The organism is Citrobacter enshiensis (genome assembly GCF_029338175.1).
GTDB lineage: Bacteria > Pseudomonadota > Gammaproteobacteria > Enterobacterales > Enterobacteriaceae > Citrobacter_D > Citrobacter_D enshiensis.
Window position 1 is genome coordinate 1,941,655 of sequence record NZ_CP119862.1, and the last position, 26,189, is coordinate 1,967,843.

20 protein-coding genes and 13 pseudogenes are annotated in these 26,189 nt (G+C 53.7%); 11 read left to right on the forward strand and 22 right to left on the reverse strand.

The window, feature by feature from the left end; translation table 11 throughout:
- Positions 1–8: 8 nt before the first annotated feature.
- Together P2W74_RS09340 and P2W74_RS09345 are read left to right on the forward strand one after the other, a co-directional pair.
- Positions 9–1,440: pseudogene (locus P2W74_RS09340) on the forward strand (DNA cytosine methyltransferase).
- Positions 1,421–1,888 (forward strand): very short patch repair endonuclease, encoded by a 468-nt coding sequence (locus tag P2W74_RS09345; protein ID WP_276294774.1) that lies wholly within the window; start codon positions 1,421–1,423, stop codon positions 1,886–1,888. The pseudogene P2W74_RS09340 and the gene P2W74_RS09345 overlap by 20 nt, the downstream one beginning before the upstream one ends.
- On the opposite strand, the pseudogene yedA reads toward P2W74_RS09345, so the two are convergent.
- Positions 1,880–2,802, reverse strand: a pseudogene (yedA, locus tag P2W74_RS09350) (drug/metabolite exporter YedA). The gene P2W74_RS09345 and the pseudogene yedA overlap by 9 nt on opposite strands.
- A gap of 171 nt (positions 2,803–2,973) precedes the next feature.
- Between yedA and P2W74_RS09355 the strand changes: the two are divergent.
- The 3 genes and pseudogenes from P2W74_RS09355 to dgcQ form a co-directional block, all read left to right on the forward strand.
- Complete coding sequence (locus P2W74_RS09355; RefSeq protein ID WP_276295157.1) at positions 2,974–3,891, forward strand: DUF808 domain-containing protein; 918 nt, start codon at positions 2,974–2,976, stop codon at positions 3,889–3,891.
- 76 nt (positions 3,892–3,967) lie between these two features.
- Entirely contained in the window at positions 3,968–4,150 is a 183-nt protein-coding gene (locus tag P2W74_RS09360) for a YodC family protein (protein ID WP_276294775.1), read from the forward strand.
- Between the two features lie 124 nt (positions 4,151–4,274).
- Positions 4,275–5,973: pseudogene (gene dgcQ, locus P2W74_RS09365) on the forward strand (cellulose biosynthesis regulator diguanylate cyclase DgcQ); the annotation flags it as partial.
- Here the strand turns inward: dgcQ and P2W74_RS09370 are convergent.
- Positions 5,968–6,796 (reverse strand): annotated as a pseudogene (locus P2W74_RS09370) (mannosyl-3-phosphoglycerate phosphatase-related protein). The pseudogenes dgcQ and P2W74_RS09370 sit on opposite strands and share 6 nt — an antisense overlap.
- 311 nt (positions 6,797–7,107) lie before the next feature.
- Complete coding sequence (yodD, locus tag P2W74_RS09375) at positions 7,108–7,335, reverse strand: YodD family peroxide/acid resistance protein (RefSeq protein WP_276294776.1); 228 nt, start codon at positions 7,333–7,335, stop codon at positions 7,108–7,110.
- Between the two features lie 129 nt (positions 7,336–7,464).
- On the opposite strand from yodD, the gene dsrB reads away from it, so the two are divergent.
- A complete protein-coding gene (dsrB, locus tag P2W74_RS09380) occupies positions 7,465–7,653 on the forward strand; it encodes a protein DsrB (RefSeq protein ID WP_176167543.1) in 189 nt (62 codons plus the stop codon).
- Between the two features lie 130 nt (positions 7,654–7,783).
- Here the strand turns inward: dsrB and rcsA are convergent, their stop codons facing one another.
- The 14 genes and pseudogenes from rcsA to fliF all read right to left on the reverse strand — a co-directional run bounded on the left by rcsA (position 7,784) and on the right by fliF (position 19,256).
- Complete coding sequence (gene rcsA / locus P2W74_RS09385; protein WP_412767223.1) at positions 7,784–8,242, reverse strand: transcriptional regulator RcsA; 459 nt, start codon at positions 8,240–8,242, stop codon at positions 7,784–7,786.
- 397 nt (positions 8,243–8,639) lie between these two features.
- Positions 8,640–9,417: pseudogene (fliR, locus tag P2W74_RS09390) on the reverse strand (flagellar biosynthetic protein FliR); the annotation flags it as partial.
- An 8-nt stretch (positions 9,418–9,425) separates the two neighbouring features.
- Positions 9,426–9,696: pseudogene (fliQ, locus tag P2W74_RS09395) on the reverse strand (flagellar biosynthesis protein FliQ).
- Positions 9,697–9,704: 8 nt separating this feature from the next.
- Positions 9,705–10,442 carry a flagellar type III secretion system pore protein FliP gene (fliP, locus tag P2W74_RS09400; RefSeq protein ID WP_276294777.1) on the reverse strand — a complete coding sequence of 246 codons (738 nt, stop codon included), beginning with the start codon at positions 10,440–10,442 and terminating at the stop codon, positions 9,705–9,707.
- Positions 10,442–10,819, reverse strand: a complete 378-nt coding sequence (gene fliO / locus P2W74_RS09405) for a flagellar biosynthetic protein FliO (protein WP_276295158.1) — start codon at positions 10,817–10,819, stop codon at positions 10,442–10,444. Before fliO ends, fliP begins: the two co-directional genes overlap by 1 nt.
- Positions 10,819–11,232: a flagellar motor switch protein FliN gene (gene fliN / locus P2W74_RS09410; protein ID WP_276294778.1), complete on the reverse strand. Its 414-nt coding sequence runs from the start codon at positions 11,230–11,232 to the stop codon at positions 10,819–10,821. The genes fliO and fliN overlap by 1 nt, the downstream gene beginning before the upstream one ends.
- The gene (gene fliM / locus P2W74_RS09415) at positions 11,229–12,233 is read right to left on the reverse strand and encodes a flagellar motor switch protein FliM (protein ID WP_276294779.1); all 1,005 of its coding nucleotides are present in this window, start codon (positions 12,231–12,233) and stop codon (positions 11,229–11,231) included. The genes fliN and fliM overlap by 4 nt, the downstream gene beginning before the upstream one ends.
- Positions 12,234–12,237: 4 nt before the next feature.
- A pseudogene (gene fliL / locus P2W74_RS09420) lies at positions 12,238–12,706 on the reverse strand (flagellar basal body-associated protein FliL).
- Between the two features lie 104 nt (positions 12,707–12,810).
- Positions 12,811–14,033, reverse strand: a pseudogene (fliK, locus tag P2W74_RS09425) (flagellar hook length control protein FliK).
- Positions 14,030–14,481, reverse strand: a pseudogene (gene fliJ / locus P2W74_RS09430) (flagellar export protein FliJ). Before fliJ ends, fliK begins: the two co-directional pseudogenes overlap by 4 nt.
- Positions 14,482–14,501: 20 nt before the next feature.
- Positions 14,502–15,882: pseudogene (fliI, locus tag P2W74_RS09435) on the reverse strand (flagellar protein export ATPase FliI).
- A pseudogene (fliH, locus tag P2W74_RS09440) lies at positions 15,882–16,594 on the reverse strand (flagellar assembly protein FliH). Before fliH ends, fliI begins: the two co-directional pseudogenes overlap by 1 nt.
- Positions 16,587–17,587 (reverse strand): annotated as a pseudogene (gene fliG / locus P2W74_RS09445) (flagellar motor switch protein FliG). The pseudogenes fliH and fliG overlap by 8 nt, the downstream one beginning before the upstream one ends.
- Positions 17,580–19,256, reverse strand: a pseudogene (fliF, locus tag P2W74_RS09450) (flagellar basal-body MS-ring/collar protein FliF). The pseudogenes fliG and fliF overlap by 8 nt, the downstream one beginning before the upstream one ends.
- 216 nt (positions 19,257–19,472) lie before the next feature.
- On the opposite strand from fliF, the gene fliE reads away from it, so the two are divergent.
- The 4 genes from fliE (at position 19,473) to P2W74_RS09470 (ending at position 21,727) form a co-directional block, all read left to right on the forward strand.
- Complete coding sequence (gene fliE / locus P2W74_RS09455) at positions 19,473–19,787, forward strand: flagellar hook-basal body complex protein FliE (RefSeq protein WP_203360837.1); 315 nt, start codon at positions 19,473–19,475, stop codon at positions 19,785–19,787.
- Between the two features lie 611 nt (positions 19,788–20,398).
- Positions 20,399–21,022: a carboxy-S-adenosyl-L-methionine synthase CmoA gene (gene cmoA / locus P2W74_RS09460; protein ID WP_276294780.1), complete on the forward strand. Its 624-nt coding sequence runs from the start codon at positions 20,399–20,401 to the stop codon at positions 21,020–21,022.
- Positions 21,023–21,154: 132 nt separating this feature from the next.
- Positions 21,155–21,487: a methyltransferase family protein gene (locus P2W74_RS09465; protein ID WP_276294781.1), complete on the forward strand. Its 333-nt coding sequence runs from the start codon at positions 21,155–21,157 to the stop codon at positions 21,485–21,487.
- 48 nt (positions 21,488–21,535) lie between these two features.
- Positions 21,536–21,727 carry a hypothetical protein gene (locus tag P2W74_RS09470; RefSeq protein WP_276294782.1) on the forward strand — a complete coding sequence of 64 codons (192 nt, stop codon included), beginning with the start codon at positions 21,536–21,538 and terminating at the stop codon, positions 21,725–21,727.
- 47 nt (positions 21,728–21,774) lie between these two features.
- On the opposite strand, the gene yedF is transcribed toward P2W74_RS09470, so the two are convergent.
- On the reverse strand, positions 21,775–22,008 hold the full coding sequence (gene yedF / locus P2W74_RS09475; RefSeq protein ID WP_162383177.1) for a sulfurtransferase-like selenium metabolism protein YedF: 234 nt from the start codon (positions 22,006–22,008) through the stop codon (positions 21,775–21,777).
- The gene (gene yedE / locus P2W74_RS09480; RefSeq protein ID WP_276294783.1) at positions 22,005–23,210 is read right to left on the reverse strand and encodes a selenium metabolism membrane protein YedE/FdhT; all 1,206 of its coding nucleotides are present in this window, start codon (positions 23,208–23,210) and stop codon (positions 22,005–22,007) included. Before yedE ends, yedF begins: the two co-directional genes overlap by 4 nt.
- A gap of 184 nt (positions 23,211–23,394) precedes the next feature.
- On the opposite strand from yedE, the gene yedD reads away from it, so the two are divergent.
- Complete coding sequence (yedD, locus tag P2W74_RS09485; RefSeq protein ID WP_276295159.1) at positions 23,395–23,808, forward strand: lipoprotein YedD; 414 nt, start codon at positions 23,395–23,397, stop codon at positions 23,806–23,808.
- A 40-nt stretch (positions 23,809–23,848) separates the two neighbouring features.
- Here the strand turns inward: yedD and amyA are convergent, their stop codons facing one another.
- From amyA to fliS, 3 genes are all read right to left on the reverse strand, one after another.
- Positions 23,849–25,336, reverse strand: coding sequence for an alpha-amylase (amyA, locus tag P2W74_RS09490; protein WP_276294784.1), 1,488 nt, complete (start codon positions 25,334–25,336; stop codon positions 23,849–23,851).
- A gap of 68 nt (positions 25,337–25,404) precedes the next feature.
- Entirely contained in the window at positions 25,405–25,776 is a 372-nt protein-coding gene (gene fliT, locus P2W74_RS09495; RefSeq protein ID WP_276294785.1) for a flagella biosynthesis regulatory protein FliT, read from the reverse strand.
- The gene (gene fliS, locus P2W74_RS09500; protein ID WP_162383270.1) at positions 25,776–26,183 is read right to left on the reverse strand and encodes a flagellar export chaperone FliS; all 408 of its coding nucleotides are present in this window, start codon (positions 26,181–26,183) and stop codon (positions 25,776–25,778) included. The genes fliT and fliS overlap by 1 nt, the downstream gene beginning before the upstream one ends.
- Between the last annotated feature and the right edge of the window lie 6 nt (positions 26,184–26,189).

Consider the following 26,189-nt stretch of genomic DNA (forward strand, 5'->3'; position numbering starts at 1 on the left):
TTAAATGTATGCAGGATAATCTTTCAGTAACAGGCGTTCAGGACCTGATGACAGACAATATCGGGATCGCGGTTCAGGCGATGCTGGATAAATTGCTGGAAATCTATGATGTGAAAACGCTGGTGGCGCACCTTAATGGCGTTGGGGAGAATCACTGGAGCCCGGCCATTTTAAAACGCGTCGTGGCGAATGCAGCATGGCATCGGTTGAGTGAGAACGAATTTACCCATCTTAAAATGTTGCTGCCGACGCCGCCTGCGCATCATCCCCATTATGCTTTTCGCTTTATCGATCTTTTCGCTGGAATAGGCGGAATACGCCGTGGATTTGAAGCGATAGGCGGGCAATGCGTGTTTACCAGCGAATGGAATAAACACGCAGTGCGAACGGTATAAAGCAAACTGCTACTGCGATCCCCAGACGCATCACTTCAATGAAGATATTCGCGACATTACCCTGAGTCATCATGATGGCGTGACGGATCAGCAGGCCGCCGAACATATTCGCCAGCATATACCGCAGCATGATGTTCTGTTGGCGGGGTTTCCCTGCCAGCCGTTTTCGCTCGCCGGGGTATCAAAGAAAAATGCGATGGGCCGCGCACACGGTTTTGCCTGTGATACGCAGGGCACGCTGTTCTTTGATGTGGTGCGGATCATTGATGCCTGTCGTCCCGCGATTTTCGTGCTTGAGAACGTGAAGAACCTGAAGAGTCACGATCAGGGCAAAACGTTCCGTATTATTATGCAGACGCTGGATGAACTCGGTTACGACGTGGCGGATGCCGCCGATAACGGTCCTGATGATCCGAAGATCATCGATGGGCGGCATTTCTTGCCCCAACATCGCGAACGTATCGTCCTGGTGGGGTTTCGGCGCGATCTGAACCTGAAAGCCGATTTTACATTGCGGGATATTGTGACGCGCTATCCGCAGCGTCGTGTCACGCTTGCTGAAACTCCTGGAACCCGCCGTTGAAGCAAAATACGTTCTGACGCCGGTCCTGTGGAAGTATCTGTACCGCTACGCGAAAAAACACCAGGCGCGGGGAAATGGATTTGGTTACGGGATGGTCTATCCCTCCAACCCTGAGAGCGTGACGCGAACGCTGTCTGCACGTTATTACAAAGATGGCGCGGAATCTTAATCGATCGTGGCTGGGATATGGCCCTGGGTGAGCGTGATTTTGACGATCCGCAGAACCAACAATATCGCCCACGCAGATTAACGCCCAGAGAGTGTGCCCGGTTAATGGGCTTTGAGACGCCACAGGGTTATCAGTTCCGTATCCCGGTGTCAGACACCCAGGCGTATCGTCAGTTTGGCAACTCTGTTGTGGTTCCTGCATTTGCTGCGGTGGCCAAATTGCTGGAACCGAAAATCAAACAGGCCGTCGCGCTGCGCCAGCAAGAGAGTCAGCATGGCGGACGTACACGATAAGGCGACGCGCAGTAAAAATATGCGGGCGATAGCGACCCGCGATACGGCGATCGAAAAGCGTCTCGCCAGCCTGCTCATGGATCAGGGAATTGCATTTCGCGTGCAGGATGCCACCCTTCCCGGACGGCCTGATTTTGTTATCGACGAGTACCACTGCGTCATCTTCACCCACGGATGTTTCTGGCATCACCACCATTGCTACCTGTTCAAAGTGCCTGCAACGCGTACCGAGTTTTGGCTGGAGAAAATTGGCAAAAATGTCGAACGGGACAGCCGGGATCTTCTGAAACTCCAGACGCTGGGTTGGCGAGTGTTGATCCTGTGGGAATGCGCCTTGCGCGGGCGGGATAAACTCGATGATGCGGCGTTATCTGAGCGAATTGAAGAGTGGATCTGCGGGGGCGGCGCCACGGCGCAGATCGACACTCAGGGGATTCACTTACTGTAGTGATTTTTGGGATTCAGCCGCGACGATGACCGGTTTTGCAGGAAACAGATATTTTCCAAGCGTGACCAGTACCACCGCAAAGACAATCACTCCCAGCGCCAGCCACTCGATAAACGCGAGGCTTTCACCGCCAAGCCCCGTTCCCAGCAATACCGCGACAACCGGGTTAACATAGGCATAACTGGTTGCCAGAGCGGGACTGACGTTGCGTATCAGATACATGTATGCATTGATAGCGATGATGGATCCAAAAAGCGCAAGATAGCCCCACGGCTAAAAAAGCCGGAAAGCGTCGGTGTGGCGGTGAGTTTCTCTCCCGAGATAAAAGACGCGCACATGAGCACAACCCCTGCGGCAAGCATCTCAATGGCGCCAGCCATCATCCCGACAGGCAATGCAATGCGCGAACCGTATACCGAACCAAATGCCCAACTCATTGAACCAATCAGAATCAATACCGCGCCCCAGGGATTTCCGCTTAAGTTCCCACCGCTGTTAAGCATGATGATCCCCGCCAGGCCAATGGCGATCCCTGCCCACTCTAATTTTCGCGTTTGAATACCAAAAAAACAGCTGAAGCAGAGCGTAAAGAGCGGAACGGTAGCGACCACCACGGCGGCGATACCGGAAGGCACGTTCTGATGTTCCGCGACGGTGACCAGCCCATTCCCTACCGCCAGCAGCAGGATGCCAATCAGCGCCGCGTTAAGAAGTGGGCGCAGGGGAGGGAGTTTGTGCCCGCGAAGGAGTAAAAATGCAGTCAGGAGGATACCCGCAGATAGAAAACGCACGCCAGCCATCATCAGCGGCGGCCAACTTTCCACCCCAATACGAATCACGAAGTACGTGGAACCCCAAATAATGTACAGCGCGAAAAGCGCGCTAAAAAGTGGTAACAACTGCCTGAAGCGCATAAATCCTCACGGTGGAAATAAAAAGGAGCAACATAGTAAACTGCAAAACTATGTTTCTGGCGAGATTTATAATTACTCTGCATTGTTAAAAATTTGTTGCTATAGGGGCCGGTTTCAGCTTTACCGGTTTTACTTCATACTTGCGGTGTCAAAAAGAAAAACGCAGAGGGAATCATCTTGGCAGGAAGTAGCTTATTAACGTTGCTCGACGATATCGCCACCTTGTTGGATGATGTCTCTATGATGGGAAAACTGGCTGCGAAAAAAACAGCCGGTGTGCTGGGCGATGATTTATCGCTCAACGCGCAGCAGGTCTCTGGCGTGCGGGCTAACCGTGAGCTTCCTGTTGTCTGGAGTGTGGCCAAAGGCTCGCTGGTAAACAAAGTGATCCTGGTGCCTCTGGCGCTGCTAATCAGTGCTTTTATTCCCTGGGCCATCACCCCGTTACTGATGATTGGCGGGGCATTTCTCTGCTTTGAGGGCGTGGAAAAAGTGCTCCACACCTTAGAAGCGCGAAAACACAAAGAAAGTCCGGCAGAGCGCCAGCAGCGTCTGGAGGCCATTGCCGCGCAGGATCCTCTTACTTTCGAGAAAGACAAAATTAAAGGGGCAATTCGGACTGACTTTATTCTCTCCGCCGAAATTGTGGCGATTACCCTGGGCATTGTTGCGCAGTCGCCATTGTTGAATCAGGTGCTGGTATTGTCGGGTGTCGCTCTGGTGGTAACCGTCGGTGTTTACGGACTGGTGGGGATCATCGTAAAACTGGACGATATGGGGTTCTGGCTGGTGGAAAAAACCAGTGTGGTGGCACAGTTCGTGGGGAAAGGATTGCTCGTCGTTGCCCCCTGGCTGATGAAAGCGTTGTCCATTGTCGGGACGTTAGCAATGTTTTTGGTGGGCGGGGGAATTGTGGTACACGGTATTGCGCCGTTACACCATGCCATCGAACATTTTGCCCAGCAGCAAAGCGCGTTTATTGCGCTCAGCCTTCCGACGCTGCTTAATCTTGTGCTGGGCTTTATCGTTGGCGCCATTGTCGTTGCCCTGGTAAAAGCGGTTGCGCGCGTTCGGGGCGTATCGCACTAATTGCACCCTGGCAAAGTACGCAAAAAAGGCCATCGTCGTCTAAGGTGAAACAGTTTCACCTGAAGAGGAGGCAGGTATGGTGTTTGTTGTCAGCGAGGAGGTGACCATGAAAGATGGCGGGCCTCGTATGATTGTCACCGGTTATTCCAGTGGAATGGTCGAGTGCCGTTGGTATGACGGTTTTGGCGTAAAACGGGAAGCATTCCATGAGAATGAACTCGTGCCCGGTGACGGAAGGCGAATTTGGGAAGAAGCCTGATGAAGAAACGCCCGGTGAATGCCGGGCGTTTTATTTTTAGTAAACAAAAATACGGTTGTAATGCAACACATGGCGGCCGGGTTATGTCAGGATAAGGACATTCAACTACCAGGGAGTCGTCAGAGTGCCGCACGAGACAACGATGGAAAGCAGGAACTGGCTGAAAAGGTCCTTCCGACGTTTCAGGCCAGGACACGTCGTAAATCTCTGTTTTGTGGCGGTGATGATCTTCTCTACCTTGCTCACCTGGCGTGAAGTCGTTGTACTTGAAGACGCCTATATTTCCAGCCAGCAAAATCACCTGGATAGTGTTGCGAACGTCTTGGACCGACAGCTGCAATTCAATGTCGATAAACTGATTTTTTTGCGAAACGGTATGCATGACGCGCTGCTTACGCCGCTCGATTTTGCGATATTACATGGCGCCGTCACCCAATTTGAGCAACTGCGAAAGCAGCGTTTCTGGCAGTTAGAGCTCGACCGTCGTCGCACCCTGTCACTTAATGGCGTTTCTGATGCGCTTGTTGACCAGGGCATTCTGCTCACCCGTGATAACGCTAATCTGGCGAATGAGCTGACGGCAGCGCTGGAGGCCGGTTATCTGATGCGTCTGGCCCATTCATCCGCCCCAATGGCACATCAGGCGATGTATGTCTCGCGCTCTGGATTCTATGTGGCAACACAACCCACCACGCACGGCGCGGATATTCTTACCCGCTATTATGACTATGTGACTCAGCCGTGGTTTAAGGAACAGACTCAACGACTTAATCCGCAGCGCGGCGTCCGCTGGTTTACGTCCCCGGCGAACCCGGCCCGTGAAGGGCAGCAAATGGTCACGGCCAGTGTGCCGCTGGATCATGAAAACTACTGGTATGGCGTGCTGGCCATGGACATCCCTGTTTTATCAATAAAACGTTTTCTGGAAGACGCCATCGTAAAAGACGTGGAAGGTGAGTACCAACTCTACGACAGCCAACTCCGTTTGCTGACCACCTCAACATCCGAGAAGCGCAAGGTCAATGTGTTTGATGAGCGTGAACAAGCCATGCTCGTCGAAGACATTGCGAAAGACACCGTAGGCGGTAAGCACGTAGGAAGTCGCTACATCAGTTGGGAACGACTGGACAATTTCGATGGCGTGCTGGTGCGTGTGCATACCTTAAAGGAAGGGCTGAGTGGGGACTTTGGCAGTATCAGTATCGCATTGGGTCTGTTGTGGGTGCTTTTTACGGGCATGTTACTGATTTCGTGGGGCGTTATCCGGCATATGGTCAGCAACATGTTTGTGATGCAAAGCTCGCTGCAGTGGCAGGCGTGGCATGACACCCTGACCCGACTGTATAACCGGGGCGGACTGTTTGAAAAAGCGCGCATCGAGGCTAAATGCAGTCGGGAGGCCAGGCAGCCTTTCTCGGTGATTCAGCTCGATCTGGATCACTTCAAGGGTGTGAATGACCGTTTTGGTCATCAGGCCGGCGATCGGGTGCTTTCACACGCGGCAGGATTAATCAGCGGAACGCTGCGCACGCATGATCTTGCCGGTCGTGTCGGCGGCGAGGAGTTCTGCATTATTTTACCGGGGGCGACGCTGTCCCAGGCTGAGCGGATTGCGGAACGTATTCGTCGTCGGATCAATGGCAAAGAGATCCTGGTCGCCGAAAAGCACCACCATCTGGATTAGCGCCTCGTTTGGCGTCAGCAGTTCGCAGGAAACGGGTGATTATGACATCGAGCAGCTACAGTCGCTGGCAGACCAGCGGCTCTACTGGGCCAAACAGACCGGACGTAACCGCGTGTGTGCCAGTGATGCCGAATCAGAGCATGGCGATGAAATAATCCATCCCTTCGCGCCAGCCCTCCGGGCCTTCCTGCTGTGTATGGTATACCCGTTGTGGGGTATCCACCTTTAACCTGACGCCCTCGCGGTTCAGTCCTTTTACGATCACCGCATAGTCCATAACATCCAGAAGCAGGGGCATCATTCGGCCCATCTCCCGGACCCAGGGTGATAGGGTGTTTTCTTCACATTGCCGCTGATACTCACCTTGTCAGCCAGTTTGCCGCCCAAGATCCTTTGCCCAACAGAAGTATCCAGTACATGCCCAAAAGCGCGCGCCGTGGAGAAATTGCAGGCACAAGCTCGTTGAGCTGTGGCGGCCAACTGCGTCATTCGTTCGTCACTGTCACGCCAGATAAGCGAAACTGAAGCTTCATGCAGAGTGTCAGTGCCGACTGGGTGCGGTTAAGTCCGGTCCATTCGCCAATGACCTGCTCATCGACATCGTCGAATGTCGTAAATTTATAGCGCCCTTTGTCGCGCAGTTTATTCAGCACCATACTGATGTCTGCGTGGGGCGTACCGGCGATTTGGCGAGGATAATCAGGGTGAGTTTGCCAGTGGGCGTCTAACTGAATGACGGCGCCATTTTCCGCGATGAACGGTAACCCTTGCAGGTCCAGCGTTTTTTGGAGATACAGCATCTCTGCGGCGGTTTTGCTGCTGCAAAGGATCACCGGAATATGATGTTCACGGGAGGGTGGCCAGCCAGGTCCGCCAGCAGGTTGCCATTCATAAGTATGACTGTCCAGTAAGGTGCCATCCAGATCGGTAAAAATCAGCAGGGGGTTAAGGATTGATAGCATTTTTATACCTCGACGCCTGTGTGACAGCAGTCTTATGACCAGGATAAATCTTAAAACTCAATACGTTCGCAGTGACTGCCAGACAGGGAACGCTCCCGGCATTCCCATGCTACACGTAGGGGATTTCTCAATTCAGCCACAATCATTAGTAAGAATAATCATTTATGATAAAAATATTTACTTGTCTTGCAAAAAAATTGCAGATAAGGTTTGGAGCACATCAGATTTCCTGGTGTAACGAATTTTCAAGTGCTTCTTGCATAAGCAAGCTTGATCCCGGCCCTCAGGACCGGGATTTTTTTCGCCTAAAGTCAGCGATTGATTTCCGTTACGCTGAAGTCATGAATATCAAGCTCGAACGCGTCGGCTAATTCATGCCATGTATGGTCATCACGGCCATCGACGCTGACTCTATCAGGGTCGTTCTCGCTTCGATGAATTTCGCTCTCGCTGATTTCATTAATTGCCGCCAGCAGGGCGTCAACATCGATACTGACATCGCGATTGGCCATATCGCTGAACTCTTTCGCGGTTTTCATCTTCGATACCTCATTCAACCGTGGCACTTATAAGTATAGACCGTAGAGAAAACCAGCAATCGCGCGGAGCAGACACTGCCAGTAAAACGAAATTGTTCTACACTGGCACAAAGCCACAGGAGGATTACGATGAAGGTGAATGATCGGGTGACAGTCAAAACGGACGGCGGTCCTCGCCGGCCTGGCGTGGTACTGGCGGTAGAAGAGTTTAGTGAAGGCACAATGTACCTGGTTTCGCTGGAAGACTACCCGCTCGGTATCTGGTTCTTTAATGAATCGGGCCATCAGGATGGCATCTTTGTGGAAAAAGCAGAGTAACGCGTAACGTCAGCACGTTTTACCCGGACTGGTGGCAACCCCACCAGTCCGGATACTTCAGCGCATGTTAACAAAAATACCGTTTGTGACATTATCTGTCAGACGTACCACGTGATAGATAACCTGCTTATTATGCGTTTTTTATCTTTCGTTTAATATTCCCCCTTATGGATGGACACGGTCTTCGCTTTGATATCATTTGCTTCTGAAAATCTGAATGGTTCCCTGACCCGGCCATCCACATGCGTAACATACTGGATTCAGTCCGGCTTAAAGATAACGTCGGTAAATTAACACCTTCGGAAATATCTGTCTCTTTTTTAAGAATATCGCCAAGGATATCATCCAGTGAATCTGGCTTGATTGATTTAGAACTGATCAATAAATTTTTTCTGACTACCAAATACTCATCAAAATGCACGTTGGCAATTGCCATAAAAACAATAAATAATGTATTGGGATGTTGATTAATGATTTGCTTTATTTGCTGACTGTTAGATGGGTGGTGGATAAAACAGTCCTCATTAATAAACACCACAGACGGCTGGTGTGAATCACAAGCGATGGCGAGTTCGTCAAACGGTTTCAATGTCGTTGATTTCCCTTTTCTTCACCCCTCTGCTTACCAGATACCCGGTTAACCCAAGCCGGGTGTAACTGCATAGATCCATAATAATCGTTGACATGGCATACCCTCACTCAATGTGTAACGATAATTCCCCTTACCTGAATATATTTTAGTAACCCAACTGAACAATAATAGTGGTTCAATATGACAGTTCTGCGATTTTTCAGCGGGACTTACTATCCCGTAAAGTTACGTATAATTTGCCTGGAATTATCTTAAAGTAAAGTAAATGTTGCATTATGTGAGTGAGATAAAAACAAATAACAGGCGGCAGATATATCCTGGTAGATGTTTTTGAAATTTAAATTTCGGATAATCCTTAGCAAAACAGGATAAATACTGTGGGTTATTTATTTCGCGGAAGTTCGCTCACGACATCAGCCAATAAATTAAAAACTTCGCTGAATAAGTGTTCACAAAAAGGAGCAATTAATGGCATGAGGGCAGCCATTAAAGAAATACCGATGGTTAATGTTAATGGGAAACCAATAACAAATATCGACAACTGCGGCGCCATACGATTTAACAACCCCAACGCCAGGTTGAGCGTTAACAGTACGGTGATCACCGGTAAGGCCAGCATAAGCCCGTTGATGAAGATCATACCGCCTGCCCGGGCGAGCGCCAGAAACGCATTACTGTTAACCGGATTGTCGCCGACAGGAAGGGTATGAAAAGTATCGACCAGCAGTGAAATCAGCCATAAATGCCCGTTAAAGGTCAGAAAAAGCAGCATCGCGAGCATGTCGATGATTCTTGCAAGCACGGGCATATTGAGATGGCTGGCAGGGTCAACAAAGGTGGCGAAAGAAAGCCCCATCTGTAATCCCATCAGTTCACCCGCGGTACGCACGGCAGCAAAGGCAAATTGCATGGTAAATCCCCAGCGCAATGCCAATCATGATTTGCTGCATGGCTAGCCACAGTGCGCTGGCGGAGAAAATCGGCACATCCGTGACGGGAAGCGAAGGGGCAATCACAAAGGTGATCATCATCCCCAACCCCAGCTTTACCCGTTTAGGCACCGCGCGTTCACTGAGTATCGGTGCCGTCGAAATGAGCGCCAGCACGCGCAGCAGCGGCCAGAAATAAAGGTTAAGCCAGTATAGCCACTGTTCGCTCGTTACCTGCAACATCGCGTGTGTTACCCGATGATGTAGGGTATATTGTTGAATAACGTCCGCACGTAATCCAGCAACAGGTTAAGCATCCACGGACCGGCAACAATAATGGCAATAAACACCGCCACAATTTTCGGGATGAAGGACAACGTCATTTCGTTGATCTGGGTTGCCGCCTGCAAAATGCTGATAATCAGACCCCGTGACCAGGGCGACAAGCAGGAGGGGGGCGGCGAGCGCGAGAGCGACTTTCATCGCCTCGGTGCCCATCATCATGACCGAATCAGGCGTCATTGCGTCCCCTAGCTGTAAAAGCTTTGTGCAAGAGAGCCAACCAGCAACTGCCAGCCGTCAACAAGGACAAAAAGCATCAGCTTGAACGGCAACGCAATGGTGGCAGGGGGAACCATCATCATCCCGAGCGCCATCAACACACTGGCGATCACCAGGTCGATGATCAAAAAAGGAATGAATATGGTAAAGCCGATCTGGAATGCGGTTTTCAGCTCGCTGGTCACGTAAGCCGGGAGCAGGATGCGCATCGGAACCGCTTCCGGTCCTTGCAACGGCCCGCTGTTTGCCAGACGCGCAAACAGCGCCAGGTCAGCCTCGCGGGTCTGGCGCAGCATAAATTCGCGCAGCGGCTGCGCGCCTTTCGCCATCGCCTCCTGCATGGAAATCTTCTCTTCGCTGAACGGCTGATAGGCGTCGACGTAGATTTTATCAATCACCGGCGACATGATGAAAAACGTTAAGAACAGCGCCAGCCCTAACAATACCTGGTTTGGCGGCGCAGACGGTGTTCCCAGCGCGTTACGCAGCAGGCCAAAAACAATGATGATGCGCGTAAAACTGGTCATCATCAGCAGGATCGCGGGCAGGAAGGTCAGCGAGGTGATGAACACCAGCGTTTGCACGGGAAGCGTCCAGCTTTGTCCGCCGCCGGGCAATGGCTGGCTGATCAGGCCGGGTAACTGAGCAAGCGCTGCGGGAGAGAAAAACCATACACCCATGAGCGTGAGGGATAACAAACGACGCATCAGGATCTCCCAGGACGCTTTAGCAAGTTCTTCATCATGGCCTGAAAATCTGCAGGAGAGGCCGGTTCTTCGTTTGTACTCCCCGCAGCGGCAGGCAGGGTGTGGAGTAAATTGACAGAGGACGCCGTAACGCCAAGCACTAAACGTGCATCGTCGACATCTACAATCACCACCCGTTCACGTGGGCCGAGCGAGGCGCTGGCTGACACGTTAAGCCCACGGGTCTTGTTTCCCCTGGGAGCGAATCCCAGGCGTTTGATAACCCAGGCAGCAGCCAGTATCAGCACAATAATCCCCAGCAATGCGCCGCTGACCTGGGCAAGCGGCGAACCGGGAACGGCCGCAGGTTGTGAGACAATGGCCTGGGTTTTCATGATTAACGGCTCAGGCGACGCATACGCTCAGACGGCGTAATGATGTCAGTAATGCGCACACCGTATTTGTCGGCGACCACCACGACTTCACCTTGCGCGATCAGATAGCCGTTGATCAGAATATCCAGCGGCTCTCCGGCCAGACCGTCAAGTGCGACAACGGATCCCTGCGTCAGACGCAGCAGCTCTTTGATGGTCATGCGGGTACGGCCCAGTTCAACCGTCAGTTTGACCGGAATATCCATGATCAGGTCGATATCCTGCAATGTGCCGCTCACATCGCCGCCGCCCAACTGCTGGAACACGGCATCGACCGCGCTTTTGCCTGTCGGTGTTTTTTGCTCGTTTAACGCGTCAGCCCACAGATCGTCCAATGCGCCATTGTTGTCATCGGACGGATTATTCATGTCACTCATTTGGGCTGTTCCTCATTCAGCGAATTCAAAATCGGGTTGATCAGATGTTCTACACGTAACGCATACTGACCGTTTACGGTGCCATATTGACTGGTCAGCACGGGTACGCCGTCCACATGAGCAATAATGCGGTCGGGTTTTTCAATCGGCAGTACGTCGCCGGGTTTGAGTTTCAATATCTGGGAAAGACGCAGCGGAACGTCGGCAAAGTTCGCCACCAGCTCCAGTTCTGAGTGCTGAACCTGACGCACAAGATTGTCGCGCCAGTTCTGATCCTCATGGCGCGAGTTTTCCAGCGGTGGGTTAACCAGCAGTTCCCGCAGCGGTTCAATCATGCTGAAGGGGAGGCAGATGTTAAACTCGCCAGTCAGGTTGCCAATCTCAACGTGGAAAGGGGTATTGACCACAATGTCGTTCGGAGAAGTGGTGATATTGGTAAATTTCACCTGCATCTCAGAGCGCACGTACTCCACTTCCAACGGATTAATGGCTTTCCAGGCGTCGCTATAGCCTTCCAGCGCCAGTTTCAGCATGCGGTTAATGACGCGCTGCTCGGTGTGCGTAAATTCCCGTCCTTCGACTTTGGTCGGGAAGCGACCGTCGCCGCCGAACAGGTTATCCACCGCAATAAACACCAGACTCGGGGAGAACACCACCAGACCCGTACCGCGCAGCGGTTTCAGGTGGATCAGGTTCAGGTTCGTCGGCACCGGTAAGTTACGCGCAAATTCGTGGTACGGCTGAATACGGATAGCGCCAACGGTGATATCCGGGCTGCGACGCAGCAGGTTAAACAGCCCCATACGGAACTGGCGTGCGAAACGTTCGTTAATGATCTCCAGCGCCTGCAGACGCTCACGTACTACCCGGCGCTGCGTGTTGGGATCATAGGGACGAATATCGTTTTCGCCTACGATGCCCGTCGTCGGTTCGTCTTTGGTCTCGCTGTCGCCGTTGAGCAGCGCATCGATTTCAGCCTGAGAAAGAATACTATCGCCCATGTCTTTACCGCAGAATAAAAGCTGTATAAAGAACGTCGGTGACTTCCTGTTTCGGTTGTCCAGCAACGAGCGGAGTAGAGAGCGTCTCTTTAATGGCGGCAATCAGTTTTTGTTTGCCGTCTTCCGTGGAGAGCGCGGAGGGCATCCTGACGGGAAAACAGCAACAGCAAACGGCTGCGCACTTCAGGCAGATATTCACTGAGGCGCGTGCGGGTCACTTCATCTTTCAGCCGTAGCGTCACGCCGATATACAGCACGCGATCCGCATCGCCCAGATTGACGGTAAACGTATCCAGCGCGAAAAACACGGGGGCGGCTGGCGGAGCCGGTTGTGCGGTTGCGCTGACAGACGGATGCGTCTGCATACGCCAGTAGCTATAGCCCGCGGTCGCGCAGGCGGCGAGGGTAATTAGCACCAGCAAAGGGATCCAAATAGAGCGTTTGCTCTTTCTGTTCATCGCGGAGTCAGTCATCTGATACGGGCTTCCTGTTTCGGTACAGCTTATTGGCTGATTATCCCGTGTCCTGTTCCCGTCAAAGCGTGGAAAAGACACGGATAATCATGCTACCTCTGGCGTTAGGCGAAGATATCCACCGCGCCATTGCCGCGGGACGCGTTCTGCAATGAGGCCGGCACGGCCAGATTGCCGTCATCTTCGGCAAGCCGGGACTCTTGTCCCTGCGCCCGGGCGGTCTGTTGTTGCTGGGATGAAGAGTGCTGCTGCCCGGTAAAGCTTTCGCTACTGATACTGCTTTGACCCAGTTGGATCCCGCTTTCCGCCAGTTGCGTGCGTAATACCGGTAATGCCGCCTCCAGCGCGGCGCGGACGTGGCTATGTGCCGACACCATCTGCAAGTGCGCCTGGTTGTCATCAAGCTTCAGGGAGATTTGCACCTGACCCAGATCTTCCGGGTGCAGGCGGAGTTCGGCACTCTGCTGTCCCTGACGGGTGAACAACGTAATGTGCTGGCTAAGCGATTGCTGCCATTCATGGCTGCCTAACGGCGCGCTGAGCACCGGCGCGGCAACCCGTAGGGAAGCGGCTGCGGCTGTGCTGCCGGACTGCTGATCGCCGTCATTGCAAGGCCTGGCGTCACCGGGGAAGGGCTGCTTTCGAGATCGACTTTGGCCGTCGCGGCGGCGACCAGCGGTGTCAGTGGCTGAGTCTGAGCGGTCTCTGTGCCAGCACTGTGGATTACGGCATCCGGCTTCCCTTTTTTCCCGTCGTCAGAGGGCAACGTAAAGGAGAGGTCCTGAGCTGTCTGACGCGTCTCGCCACGCAACGCGGCGGTTAGCGAGGCACCGCTTTGGGGCGTAGCGCTGCTGACTGCTGGCGTTACGTTCTGTTGTCCGGGCAGCATGGCAAACAAGGCGCTCAGATTTGCGAGGTCTTCGTCGCTGAGGTGCGGTGTTTTTTCGTCCGCTTGCGCGGATTTGTTCAGTGCCGTCAGCGCGTTGTTTTTCATCGTCGGCGTGAGCGTGGAAAGCCACTGCTGCGCGTCAGTCAATGTGGTCAACGTTTCGTCAGCCGCCGGGTCCTGGCGCGCCAAAAGGTCGGCCAGTTTTTCGGCAGGAGACGCCTCGCCATGTTCAGACAGCAGTCCTTTTTGCAGCGGGTTACCAGCAGTTTGTATGTCGGCAAACGGCAACGAAACCGCCTTTCCCGGCGTGTCGTTCGCGCCTAACGCGCCTGCCAGCAGCGCCAGGAAATCCTGCGCGGCGTCGCCTGTTGTTCCGGCTTTTGAGCCGCCCGGTCACGTCCGTCTCACAGTCGTTACCAGTGGGGGCAATGTGATCATTCAGGTTTCCTCATGGCTGCACGCTGAGCAAATTCATCATTCTTTTTCTGATCCAGGCGGTTTTCAGCCAGTAAGGCTGCCGCGGTTTGTCGGTCTTAGTAAGGTTTGCCAGGCCTGTAGCACGCTGTCGCTTTTTCACGCCAGCTATTCAGCGCAACGTCGACTTTTTGCGTCCACTGGTTGAGTTGATGGCGATGCCTGCTCAATGGACCTTTTCCAGGGTCTGGATAAATTGCCGGTAATTGATCCAACGATTGCTGGCAATCCCTTGTCCCATATCGGTGTTGAGGTTGGTTCGGTATTCATGCTGATAGTCGATCAGCAATCTCAACTGTTCTTCCGCCTGCTGAAATCCACGCCGCATTTCACCCAACAGGAGCTGCAGCATCATCCACTCCTTTTCCGCCAAATCCTTTTCAGTGTTGCCAGTGGCGCCGTGTTGTGCCATAACGTTTACCCTCCTGCTTATCACACCGTCGGGAAAATCAGATCCAGAGCCTGAAGGGAGTCATCCCAGTCCGCCCGTTCAAAAATACCTTGTTGCAGGAACGCCTCGAGCTGGGGCCACAACGCAATGGCTTTATCCAGCATCGGATCGCTGCCTTTGGCATAGGCGCCAACGCTGACCAGATCGCGGTTACGCTGAAAGCTGGACAGCAGCTGTTTGAAATTGCGTACCCGCGCGTAATGTTTTCTCGGTAATGAGCGCAGTCATTGCACGACTGATCGACGCCTCAATATCAATGGCCGGATAGTGCCCGGCCTCGGCAAGGCGACGGGATAACACGATGTGGCCATCAAGGATCGCGCGTGCGGAGTCAGCAATCGGATCCTGCTGGTCGTCGCCTTCGGTCAGCACGGTATAAAACGCGGTGATGGAACCGCCGCCGTGAATACCGTTCCCCGCACGTTCGACCAGCGCGGGCAATTTGGCGAAGACGGAAGGGGGATAGCCTTTCGTCGCGGGCGGTTCACCGATTGCCAGCGCGATTTCACGCTGCGCCATCGCATAGCGGGTTAATGAATCCATAATCAGCAGCACATGCTGCCCGCGATCGCGAAAATCCTCTGCGATACGGGTGGCGTAGGCCGCCCCTTGCATCCGCAGCAGCGGCGAAACATCCGCAGGCGCGGCGATCACCACTGAGCGTGCACGTCCGTCGGTGCCGAGAATATTTTCGATAAAATCTTTCACTTCACGGCCACGTTCGCCCAATCAGACCCACGACGAATCACGTCTGCGCGGGTATAGCGGCGCCATCACTGCGAGCAGGACGCTTTTCCCGGACCCCGGAACCGGCAAACAGTCCCATACGTTGACCGCGTCCAACGGTTAACAGGGCGTTGATCGGACGCACGCCGGTGTCCAGCACATGCTCAATCGCTGTACGCTGAAGTGGGTTAAACGGCGGGGTAATGAGCGCGCCCGTTTCGGTGGTTTCCGGAGAGGGGAGGGCACCGTCCAGCGGCTTACCGGCACCGTCCAGTACACGTCCAAGCAGCGCCGGGCCCAGCGGCAATTGCTTACCACTTTGCAGCCCGTCGCCGTGACCATTTCTGGCATAGACGCGGGCGCCCGGCAAAATGCCTTCGACTTCTTCCAGCGGCATTAAAAACAGGCGCTGGCCGTTAAAGCCGACAACTTCGCACTCGACTTCGTTGGTTTCAGTCCCATCCTGACGCTCAAATAATGCAGGTTGCGCCGAGCGGGAGTTGCAGTCCTGTTGCCTCCAGCACCAGTCCGGTGGCGCGGGTCAGCCGACCGTAGCGACGCACGGCAGGCAGTTGTGTCATTTTGGCTTCCGAAGTTGTCCAGCGTGTTCAGCCAGCGGGTCAGGCGGGTAGTCATCAGACGACTCCGGGCGCTGCCAGACGGCAGAGTTCTTGCCAGCGCGTGGCGACGCTGGCGTCAAGGTCGCCTTCATCTGCGGAGACTTTACATCCGCCATGATGCAGGGTGGGATCGCCGCGCAGACGCCAGCCGTGCAGACTGAGGGTCGCGCCGAGCATCTCTTCCACGCGTTTGTAAATCATCGGGATGGACGCGCAGCTGAGGCTTGCCGCTGAACAGCGGCTCCTGTTGTAACAACTGCTGGATCTGCTTAATCAACGCGGCGTTATCTACCACTGGCGTCTGGCCAATCACCTGACGCGCCGCTTCCAGCGCCATCTGCATCAGGCGTGAAGCAATGACGCTGTCCAGCGCATCCAGCGTGTTCTGAAACTCGCTGACCAGTTGCTGCATGCGGGCGTGATATCGGCGCCTGCTGGGAACGGGTCTGCGCCTGGCCCTGTTCCAGACCCTGCGCCATACCTTCCTGATATCCCTGCTCGTGGCCGGACTTTCGACCTTCCGCCAGACCGGCATTATAACCCTGCTCATGTGCCTGGATTTTCAACTGCGCCAGCTGGTGTTCGAGCTGCTGTTCGGCGCTCAGCGCGGGTTCGTCCTCGACAGCAGCAGAGAGCGCATCGTCGTCCTGCTGTGCAGGAACAAATTCCGCAAGCGGCGGGGCAAGATCGTCCGGGGTCCAGATCTTCCACGGCAGTTCGTTAGACATAGGTATCCCTCGCCGCTGCCAATCACCATCTCGCCGGTTTCCGCCAGACGACGCACAATCAGCAGAATCGCTTTTTGTTCGTTCTCTACCTGAGACAGGCGTACCGGACCACGGTTGGCGAGATCGTCGCGCAGGATGTCTGCCGCACGTTGCGACATATTGCGCAGGAACTTCTCGCGCAGCGGCTGTTCTGCACCTTTCAGCGCGATCAGCAACGACTCGGAATCCACTTCCTGCAGCAAACGCTGGATGCTGCGGTCGTCGACATCCACCAGATTTTCGAACAGGAACATTTCGTCGATAATTTTCTGCGCCAGCTCGCCGTCGAATTCGCGTACGGCGGTAATAACCGCTTCTTCTTGCTGGGTTTTCATCAGGTTGATGATTTCTGCCGCCGTTCTCACGCCGCCCATCTTGCTGCGCTTGAGATTCTGACCGTCGAGCAGGCCGTTCAGCACTTCCGTCAGCTCCGCGAGTGCCGCAGGCTGTACGCCGCCGAAGGTGGCGATACGCAGCATCACATCGTGGCGCAGACGTTCGTCGAACAACGCCAGAATATCCGCCGCCTGGCCGCGTTTGAGGTGTACCAGGATGGTGGCGATAATTTGCGGGTGTTCGTCGCGGATGAGGTCGGCGGCGCTTTGTGGCTCCATAAAGTTGAGCGTTTCAATGCCGCTGGCGGTATCGCGGGTTTCGAGAATATCTTCCAGCAGGCTGGCGGCACGTTCTTCGCCCAGCGCTTTTACCAGCACCGAACGCAGGTATTCGTTGGCGTTAATATTCAGCGCCGCAAACTGTTCGGCTTCCTGCTCAAACTCCGCCAGTACGTCCGTCAGCTGGTTTGTTGGAGATCTGGCGGACATTCGCCATTGCCGCACTCAGGGTTTGTACCTCGCGTTGGGAGAGGTGTTTGAACACCTCCGCCGCGCGATCCTCACCAATGGTCATCAGCAAAATGACGCTTTTATCGGTGCCGGAAAGGGTATTATTCATGATCGTTATTCATCCACTGGCGAATGACCAGCGCCACGACGCGCGGATCGTTGTCTGACATTTCGCGAATACGCTGGCTCATCACTTCGGGCGCCCAGGCGCTGATTTGCCCGACGCTGCTGCGTTTGCTCGTCTTTGCTGAGGCGAACCTCGACCGCTTCTTCGGTTTCCTGACGAACCTGCGCCTGTTCCTGCGCCGCTTTGGCTTCTTCAGCCCGGCGGGTCAGTTGCGGACGCACCGCTTTGCGCCACAGGATCCAGGCAACCAACAGTACTAACAGCCAGCGACCGCCAGAGATCAGTTGTTCGATAAAGACCTGCTGTTTCCAGAATGGCAGTTCGCCCGCGTTTTCATCCGTCGCGCTAAACGGCGAGTTCACCACATTCAGCGTATCGCCACGCTTGTCGGAGAATCCCATCGCTTCACGGGTTAACGCCTCAATCTGTTTCATCTGATCGGCTGTCAGCGGCAACGGCTTACCGTCGGGCAACGTTTTATAGTTGACCACCACCGCCACCGAGAGACGCTGTACATCACCGACGTTCATCTTCGTGTGGCTAATGGTACGGTCTACTTCATAGTTGCTGGTTTCATTACGCTGTGTACTGCGCGGCCCCGCAGTGCTGCTATTGCTGGTCTGCTGGGCGTTTTGACCATTCTGCGGATTGGCTGGCGGCGTGCTGATCGGCCCTGAATTTGCCGGCGCCGGCTGATTAGACAGTGCACCCGGAACGCCGCCGGGATACCCGGAACCGACCTGTTCACTGACGTTAAGCTGGCGTGAACGCAGCACCGCTTGCGAATCATCGCCATTCGGACGGTACTGTTCTTCCGTCTGTTCTTTGTTGGCGAAGTCCAGTTGTGCCGTGACCTGCGCGTGTACGTTGCCGTTACCGACGATCGGTGCGAGGATCGATTCGATACGGCGCTGCACGCGGCCTTCCACATCGCTGGCGTATTTCAGCTGCGCGTCGTTGAGATCGCGGCTGCTGGTATTCGACTGGGTTAACAGATGACCCGCCTGATCGACCAGCGTGACATTACCTGGCGGCAGACCGGCGACGGCACTGGAAACCAGATGTACCACGGCGCTAATTTGCCCTTCATCCAGCGCGCGTCCCGGCTCCAGATTCACCGTGACAGAGGCTGAAGGGGATTTTTGTTCACGAACAAACAGCGATGGCTTAGGCATCGCAAGGTGGACGCGTGCGCGTTTCACCGGTCCCAGCGTTTCGATGGTCCGGGCCAGTTCGCCCTCCAGAGCACGCTGATAGTTGACCTGCTCGCTAAACTGGCTGATACCGAACTTCTCCTGATCCAGCAACTCGAAGCCGACGGAACCGCCTTTCGGTAATCCTTGCTGAGCAAGGCGCAGACGCAGTTCATGCACCTTTTCCGCCGGAACTTCAATTCGCACCGCTGCCTTCCGTAAAACGGTAGGGGATGTTCATCTGGGTCAGTTGCGTGACGATGGCGCCGCCATCCTGATCGGACAGATTGCTGAACAGCGTGCGGTAATCGGGTGCTTTTGCCCACAGCACCATCGCAACCACAATGGCAATAGCGGCAGCTCCCGCAACAATCAGGGGAATTCTGGGATTCGCGCGTAGACGGTTAAGCCACTCGAGAGGTTTAGGTAGGGTTGCAGTCGATTGCAGTCGCACTCATCTCGCACCTCGTGACTGATCGTGGACGGCGTTTTTTGCAAAGTGGAACAAGACTCACTCCCGGGTCAGCAAACTCGAAAAATTGACGGTCTCATTATTTGCGGTTTCGAATTTTTCTATGCGCCAAAAACCGAGGTTTTTTATCGTTATTTAGCGCCTTTATCTTATTGACAAGCTGGTAATCTCTGCTGCGTAAAAAATCATCCAGGGGAACAGAATGTCAGCAATACAGGGGATTGAAGGGGTCATCAGCCAGTTACAGGCAACGGCGATGTCCGCGAAAGCGCAAGATGCGCTCCCACAGCCGACCGTGAGTTTTGCCGGTCAGTTACATGCGGCGTTGGACCGTATCAGTGATACATCCACTGCGGCTCGCGCGCAGGCAGAAAAATTCACGCTGGGTGAGCCAGGGATTGCGCTGAACGATGTGATGGCCGATATGCAAAAAGCCTCCGTCTCTATGCAGATGGGTATCCAGGTGCGTAACAAACTGGTGTCAGCATATCAGGAAGTGATGAGCATGCAGGTGTAGCGCAGCGACACTATTATCCCTCTCTTTACAGTGACATTGTTTTTAAGCGCAATAACGGTAGCGTCGATCGGTCTTGATGGACTGACGTCGACGCTCCCGCATCTTCAGGTTGCAGAGATGTCGTGCAACGTCATTCTTTGTTTTGGTATTTCGCATTCGCCGCGTTAATTTTCCCTCTATAGCTCATGTTTTTATTATTTAATATTCATTAAAGTTATGCTTTGGTGAAATATTATCAGAAAAAGTAAAGCCCCGTCAGTGAGTTCAATGACGTGAAGGGTAATGATTTTTCAACTAAAGATGCGAAATGATAAAGGCGAGTTTGAATTAGTGTATTAATGATGTTGTGGAATACGCTAAAGGATAGTTTATTATTATCAAATTAATTTAATCTTCTAATTTAGACCCTCTTCCTAATGTTATCTTAATATAAGCAAGTTAAACATATCATAAACGAATTTACGTCCCTGCCTGTTTCGGGGCGGGTACACCTCTGTTTAGTGGAATAACTATGAATTTGGATAACTTGTTTGCGGAAGAAAAAGCGGCCGGCGATTTTTGCTTCGATGGCCAGGTGGCAGGGTGTTTGACAATATGGTCGAGTCGATTCTGTGCCATTTTATCAGGAGATCCAGCGGATGACCGGGGAGATGGCGGCAAGCTATGCCGTGCCGGGAACTCAGCTGTATGACCTGGGATGTGCCACAGGCACGACACTGGCTTTGCTGGACACCCTGATGCCGAACAGCGTCTCCTTTACCGGGATTGATAACTCTCCGGAGATGCTGGACAAATGCCGGGATAAATTCGAACAGCTGGGATCTTCCCGCGATGCGCGCTTCCTTTGTCATGATCTCAGAGAGATGTCGGCGCTGGATAACGCCTCCGTGGTGACCATGCTGTTGACGTTGATGTTTGTCCGTCCTCTGCATCGCAAAATGCTGCTCTCTTCCATCTGTCAGGGAATGAATTCAGGTGGCGCATTAATTCTGGTCGAAAAAGTGGTTTGTGAATCACCGGAGCTTAATCGTCAGTACATCAATTATTACTACAACATGAAACGTCGCCACGGTTACAGCGAACTGGAAATCAGCCAGAAACGCGAAGCGCTGGAAAATGTCCTCATCCCCTTTACTGAAGCTGAAAATCGACAAATGTTACACGACGCCGGATTCCGTAGCGTCGAGGTATTTTTCCGCTGGTATAACTTCTGTGGAATGGTGGCCATTAAATGATGGTATCTGTTGGTAATTTTCTATTTCGCACCCGCAACACGTTATTTCCTTTTTTATATTTAACGCTGTTTCTTGGTCATACGAGCGCCGTTGATGCACCCACCGCGATGTTGGTTATCGGGGGGACTGATTGTGTTGGCCGGACAAGGAATACGCATTCTGACCGTGTGGGGCTGGATTACATTGTACGCGGGGGGGCGTAATCGTCAGGTGTATGCCGATAATCTGGTGCAGAGCGGATTATTTGAGCACTGCCGCAACCCATTGTACCTCGGCAATCTTTTGCTAATCATTGGGTTTGGCGTGATGGCCAATAACCTGTGGTATCTGACGGTAACGTATGCCGGTCTTTTTCCTGGCGTACGCCTGTATTATTGCTGCGGAAGAACGCTACCTCGAAGGGCGTTTCGGGTGAAACATATCGGCAGTATTGCGCCCGGCCGCCGCGCTTGTTGCCACGTCTGACAGGGTTGCCCCAGACATTGCGCACCTTTTCCTTTCACTGGCGTCGGGGTGATAGTGAAAGAATACAGCACGCTGTGCATTACATTACTGATGCTGGTGGCGCTGAGCGGCAGAGTGTTGAACTCGGATCCGAAAGACTGGATGATTTCAGGGGCGCTTGCGCTGGCCGTGCTGCTGGGTTGCGTGGGGATCCGTACGCTGAAAAAATCCGGGAAACTCAGCGCGAGTTCTGCACGCTGACGGATGATAGAGAGACTCCCGTTGCACGGCGCAACGGGAGAACGTTTTTACTTCTGAATCAAATAGCGAATCGTTGGGCCGTCCTGCTGAATATCGAGCACCGTATAGCCGTGGTTGCGCGCATCTAACGGAATGTTATTAATGGATTGCGGGCAATCGCTGACCACTTCCAGTATTTCCCCTTTTTTCAGCTGTGGCATGGCTTCCAGCGTGGCGACTGCCGGATAGGGACACGGTTCGCCGACCATATCGAGGCGATAATCCGGTACGATGTCTTTCATACAGATTCCTTAGCAGGCGTTAGCCCGGCACGACGGAAAAAACGTTTTTCCCAACCCACGATCAGCATCAGGGCGGCAAACAGCAGCAGGTAAGTGACCAACAATCCGCCCAACGGACCAAAGGTGTTGAGTAAGTTCACTTTATCCCAGTTGGTGGCCAGCGCCGGTGCGAAGTCATCCCAGTAATAAGCCAGCAGGGTGGAACCTATCACGTTGCCTAAACCGACCCACCAGTAGTGCACCTGGCCTTCGACCGCGCGGTACATCCAGCCGGTTTCACAACCGCCCGCCAGCACGATGCCAAAACCAAACAGCAGGCCGCCGATGACCGCGTTTGGACCCGCCCACATGATCTTCGCCTCTACGCCCAACTGTACGTAGCTGAAAATGCCGATAGCGCTGACCGCCATGCCGAAGATGATCGCTTTCGCCATATGGGTACGTCCGGTGATCCACAGATCGCGAAACGCCGAGGTGAAACAGATTTGCGCGCGTTCAATCAGCAGACCGAATCCGACGCCGAACAGCATCGCCAGCCCCAGTTTCGGTTTATCCACTGCCGTCAGCAGCGCCCATCCGATCATCCCGATAAAAACCAGCATGCCCAGACGGAAGCGGCGACGGGCCTGATCCGGCTTTTGCGTCAACGGAGAGGCCGCAGAGACTTTCTGCATTTTTACCGGGATACGAAAAATTGGCAGCAGGGTGAAGCGGGCGCCGAACCAGGAACCTATCGCCGTGGCCAGTGCAAAGAACCAGGCGTGGCAGGAAAACTGCGGAATGCCGGTGAAGAATGCGGCCAGGTTACAGCCCATTGCCAGGCGGGCACCGAAGCCGGCGATGATTCCGCCTATAATTGCTTGCATGATGCGAATACGGCTGCGGGGCATGCGCAATTTGACGTTGTTGGCCCATAACGCTGCGGCAAAACAGCCGCCGAACATGCCGAGGATCATCATACCGTCGATGCGGGTAAGGGGAGAGCCTTCCAGATGAATGATTTTGTAGTAACCCCACTCTTCGGCGTGAACGCCAAACAATTGCAGGATTTGACCGCCCCAACGGGTAAATTCCCCCGTCACTGCCCAGAACGTGCCGGTGATGCCGAAATAATAGGTAGAGAGAATACCTGCTGCGATGACCGCAGGGGCCGGGGCCCAGAATTTAATCAGATACGCGTGCTTGAAGTGTTGCCATGACATGCTTTTTAGCCTCTGAACTCAGAAGGAATATAAAGAAGTGCGGATAGTACACCGATCAGATTTTTTTCCCACGACTAAAAAGAAGTAATACCGACCGGATCAAAGTACGCCGTGTTCCCGGAAAGGCTGGCGACATCAGGGCTTTAATGCCACAATCCCATTTTCTTCGCATGCAGGATGAATGATGAAAAAATTAGCAATCGTTGGTGCACTACTGGTTCTTTCCGGGTGTGCCGAGGTGGAAAATTATAACGACGTGGTGAAGACGCCAGCGCCAGCCGGTCTGGAAGGGTACTGGCAGTCGAAGGGGCCACAGCGCAAGATGATGAGCCCGGAAGCCATTGCCAGCCTGGTGGTGACGAAAGAGGGTGATACGCTGGATTGCCGCCAGTGGCAGCGTGTAATTGCCGTGCCGGGGAAACTGACTATGCTTTCCGGCGAGTTGACCAACGTGACGACCAAACGTGAGATCTACCCGATTGAACGTAGCGGGAGCACGCTGACGTATGATGGCATGACGCTGCAACGTGTGGATCGTCCGACCGCTGAGTGCGCCGAGGAATTACAAAAATCGCCGCTGGCGACGCCGTTGCCCTGACAGGCCAACCCCGGCGGTACCGTGCTGCCGGGGTGGTATTTTATATGGCCTCTTCAATCACCCACACGCTGACGCTTCCCCCGTTGCAGTAAAACGTCGCTGCGCCGTTTTCATCGGTGAGCACGCTTTCCTCACGATTACCGAGAAAATCTCGCCAGGTTTTATTGCCGTAATTCGCCCCTAAGGCGATCGTCTTCTCGCCGTCGTCGCCATTTGAGAGTACCACCACACATCCGGGGTCTTCCTGGGTTCCGCTACGGCTGAACGCGATACAGTTAGGGTGATCAAACCAGAGTGTCTGGATGCCGTGGGCGAAACGCTGACGGGCAAGAATCAGCTCATCAAGTTGCTCAATGACCGGCATATCAATGGGGTAAATTTCCCCGTCGCCGCCCTCGTCTTCATAGTGGGCACCGTATAAGTCGGGATAGAAAACAGACGGTACGCCGTTTTCCCGTAGCAGGATCAGCGCATAGGCCAGCGGCTTAAACCACGGTTCGACGGGGGCTTCCAGCGCCTGCAAGGGTTGAGTGTCGTGGTTGGCGACCAGCGTCACGGCGTGAAACGGATCGGCTTCGACCAGCGTTCCGGTAAAAATCTGGCTCATGTCGTACTCGCGCCCCTGACGCGACGCCTCGTGAAACTTCATTTGCAACGGGGCGTCGAACAGCATGGTTTTCCCATCAACCTGGTTGATATAGGTTTGCAGTTTGTCCACCTCATGCGACCAGTATTCCGCGACGATAAAAAGCGGTTTTGGCGCCACTTCCTGGACGTGCTCGATCCACTCTTTGTAAAACCAGGCGGGAATGTGTTTGACGGCGTCCAGGCGGAAGCCATCGCAATGGGTTTGTTCCATCACCCAGCGCGCCCAGTATTTGATCTCTTCTGTTACCGCGTGATTGCGAAAGTCGATATTTTCGCCCATCAGATAGTCGAAGTTACCCAGTTCGTCATCGACCTGGTCGTTCCAGCCTTCGCCGGTGTAGTCGTTGACGATTTTAAAAATGCCGTCTTCGGTGGGGTTTTCGATATGGTCGATGCCGCTAAAACATTTGAAGTCCCAGATGAACTGCGAATACTGACCGGAGCGGGCAGGGAAGGTGTAGCGCGTCCAGCCTTCACATTCGATGATCTCGTCATCAATCTGCGTGCGATCCTGCTCGTTGACGCGCTGTACGCGGATGGCTTCTTTCTCATCCGCCCCCATTTTGTGGTTGACCACCACATCCAGCAGGACGGCAATGTCATTGTGCTTTAGCGCATCAATCGCGCCCAAAAGCTGGGCTTTGTCGCCGTATTTGGTGGCAATGGTGCCTTTCTGATCAAACTCACCGAGATCGAACATGTCATAGGAGTCATAACCCACGGAATAACCGCCAGAAGCGCCTTTGTAGGCCGGGGGCAGCCAGACCATATTGATACCGATATCGTTGAGTCCGCCAGCGCGTTCAGCCAGTTCAAGCCAGAGCTTGCCGCCCTCAGGGTAATACCAGTGGAAGTACTGCAATAACGTGGGGTTTTTCATCTTCCGTGCTCCAGAAGTCGTTTAGCCGACTTCTGGAGTATGGAAGATAATTGATGCGTGACGAGATTTTATTGTGGCGCGGCAGGGGCGTCGGGAACCAGCAGCATGCCCGAGAGACGTCCATAGGTATGGTTGAGCGATTGCTGGCGCGTCGACTGGCCAATCAGGTTGCTCAGCTCATCCAGGCGCTGTTGCAGCAGGACTTTCAGACGCTGTTCGTTATCCAGCGTCTGTTTGATATAGCCCGCAATCAACTCCTGAACGCTTCGCGTAATCCCCGGTGGAGTTTGTGTTTCCACAACCGTTTCAATGCTTTGTAGATAGGAAACTTCCTGTTCCAGTAACAGATCCCATTCACCCCGCTGCGCAAGTTCCAGCAGCGATTGACTGAGCAGCGCAATGCGCTGCCAACGGTTGATAAACTCCACGGCTAAGGTCATTAACGAGACTCCTGGGAAGATACTTTCGGTGAGATCTGCTTCCAGGCTTCTGCAATATTGCCGAGTAACCCTTCCACTTCTTCAATGGCCTGACTGTCATTACGTAAGTTTGCTTGCAGCAAACGCCGGATCATATAGTCGTACAGTGACGACAGGTTAGTGGCGACGTCGCCGCCGTTCTCCTCATCCAGCCCGGCTTTAAGCCCATTATCGATAATGTTGATGGCTTTGCTTAATGCTTCGCCTTTGGCGACAGTGTCACCCTGTTGCATAAACAAGCGCGCGCGCACCAGCGCGCTGTTGGCGCCGTCAAACAACATTTCGATCAGCTGATGCGGACTGGCGCTCATTACGGCGCTCTCCACGCCGATTTGTGCATAGGCTTTCGTACCGCTGGCGGTATACATGGTTAC

Excerpts from the sequence above, each read along its gene's own strand:
- P2W74_RS09345 (WP_276294774.1), top strand. The coding sequence starts at position 1,421 with ATGGCGGACGTACACGATAAGGCGACGCGCAGTAAAAATATGCGGGCG.
- P2W74_RS09360 (WP_276294775.1), top strand. The coding sequence starts at position 3,968 with ATGGTGTTTGTTGTCAGCGAGGAGGTGACCATGAAAGATGGCGGGCCT.
- yodD (WP_276294776.1), bottom strand. The coding sequence starts at position 7,335 with ATGAAAACCGCGAAAGAGTTCAGCGATATGGCCAATCGCGATGTCAGT.
- dsrB (WP_176167543.1), top strand. The coding sequence starts at position 7,465 with ATGAAGGTGAATGATCGGGTGACAGTCAAAACGGACGGCGGTCCTCGC.
- fliP (WP_276294777.1), bottom strand. The coding sequence starts at position 10,442 with ATGCGTCGTTTGTTATCCCTCACGCTCATGGGTGTATGGTTTTTCTCT.
- fliN (WP_276294778.1), bottom strand. The coding sequence starts at position 11,232 with ATGAGTGACATGAATAATCCGTCCGATGACAACAATGGCGCATTGGAC.
- fliM (WP_276294779.1), bottom strand. The coding sequence starts at position 12,233 with ATGGGCGATAGTATTCTTTCTCAGGCTGAAATCGATGCGCTGCTCAAC.
- fliE (WP_203360837.1), top strand. The coding sequence starts at position 19,473 with ATGTCAGCAATACAGGGGATTGAAGGGGTCATCAGCCAGTTACAGGCA.
- yedF (WP_162383177.1), bottom strand. The coding sequence starts at position 22,008 with ATGAAAGACATCGTACCGGATTATCGCCTCGATATGGTCGGCGAACCG.
- yedE (WP_276294783.1), bottom strand. The coding sequence starts at position 23,210 with ATGTCATGGCAACACTTCAAGCACGCGTATCTGATTAAATTCTGGGCC.
- yedD (WP_276295159.1), top strand. The coding sequence starts at position 23,395 with ATGAAAAAATTAGCAATCGTTGGTGCACTACTGGTTCTTTCCGGGTGT.
- amyA (WP_276294784.1), bottom strand. The coding sequence starts at position 25,336 with ATGAAAAACCCCACGTTATTGCAGTACTTCCACTGGTATTACCCTGAG.
- fliT (WP_276294785.1), bottom strand. The coding sequence starts at position 25,776 with ATGACCTTAGCCGTGGAGTTTATCAACCGTTGGCAGCGCATTGCGCTG.
- fliS (WP_162383270.1), bottom strand. The coding sequence starts at position 26,183 with ATGTATACCGCCAGCGGTACGAAAGCCTATGCACAAATCGGCGTGGAG.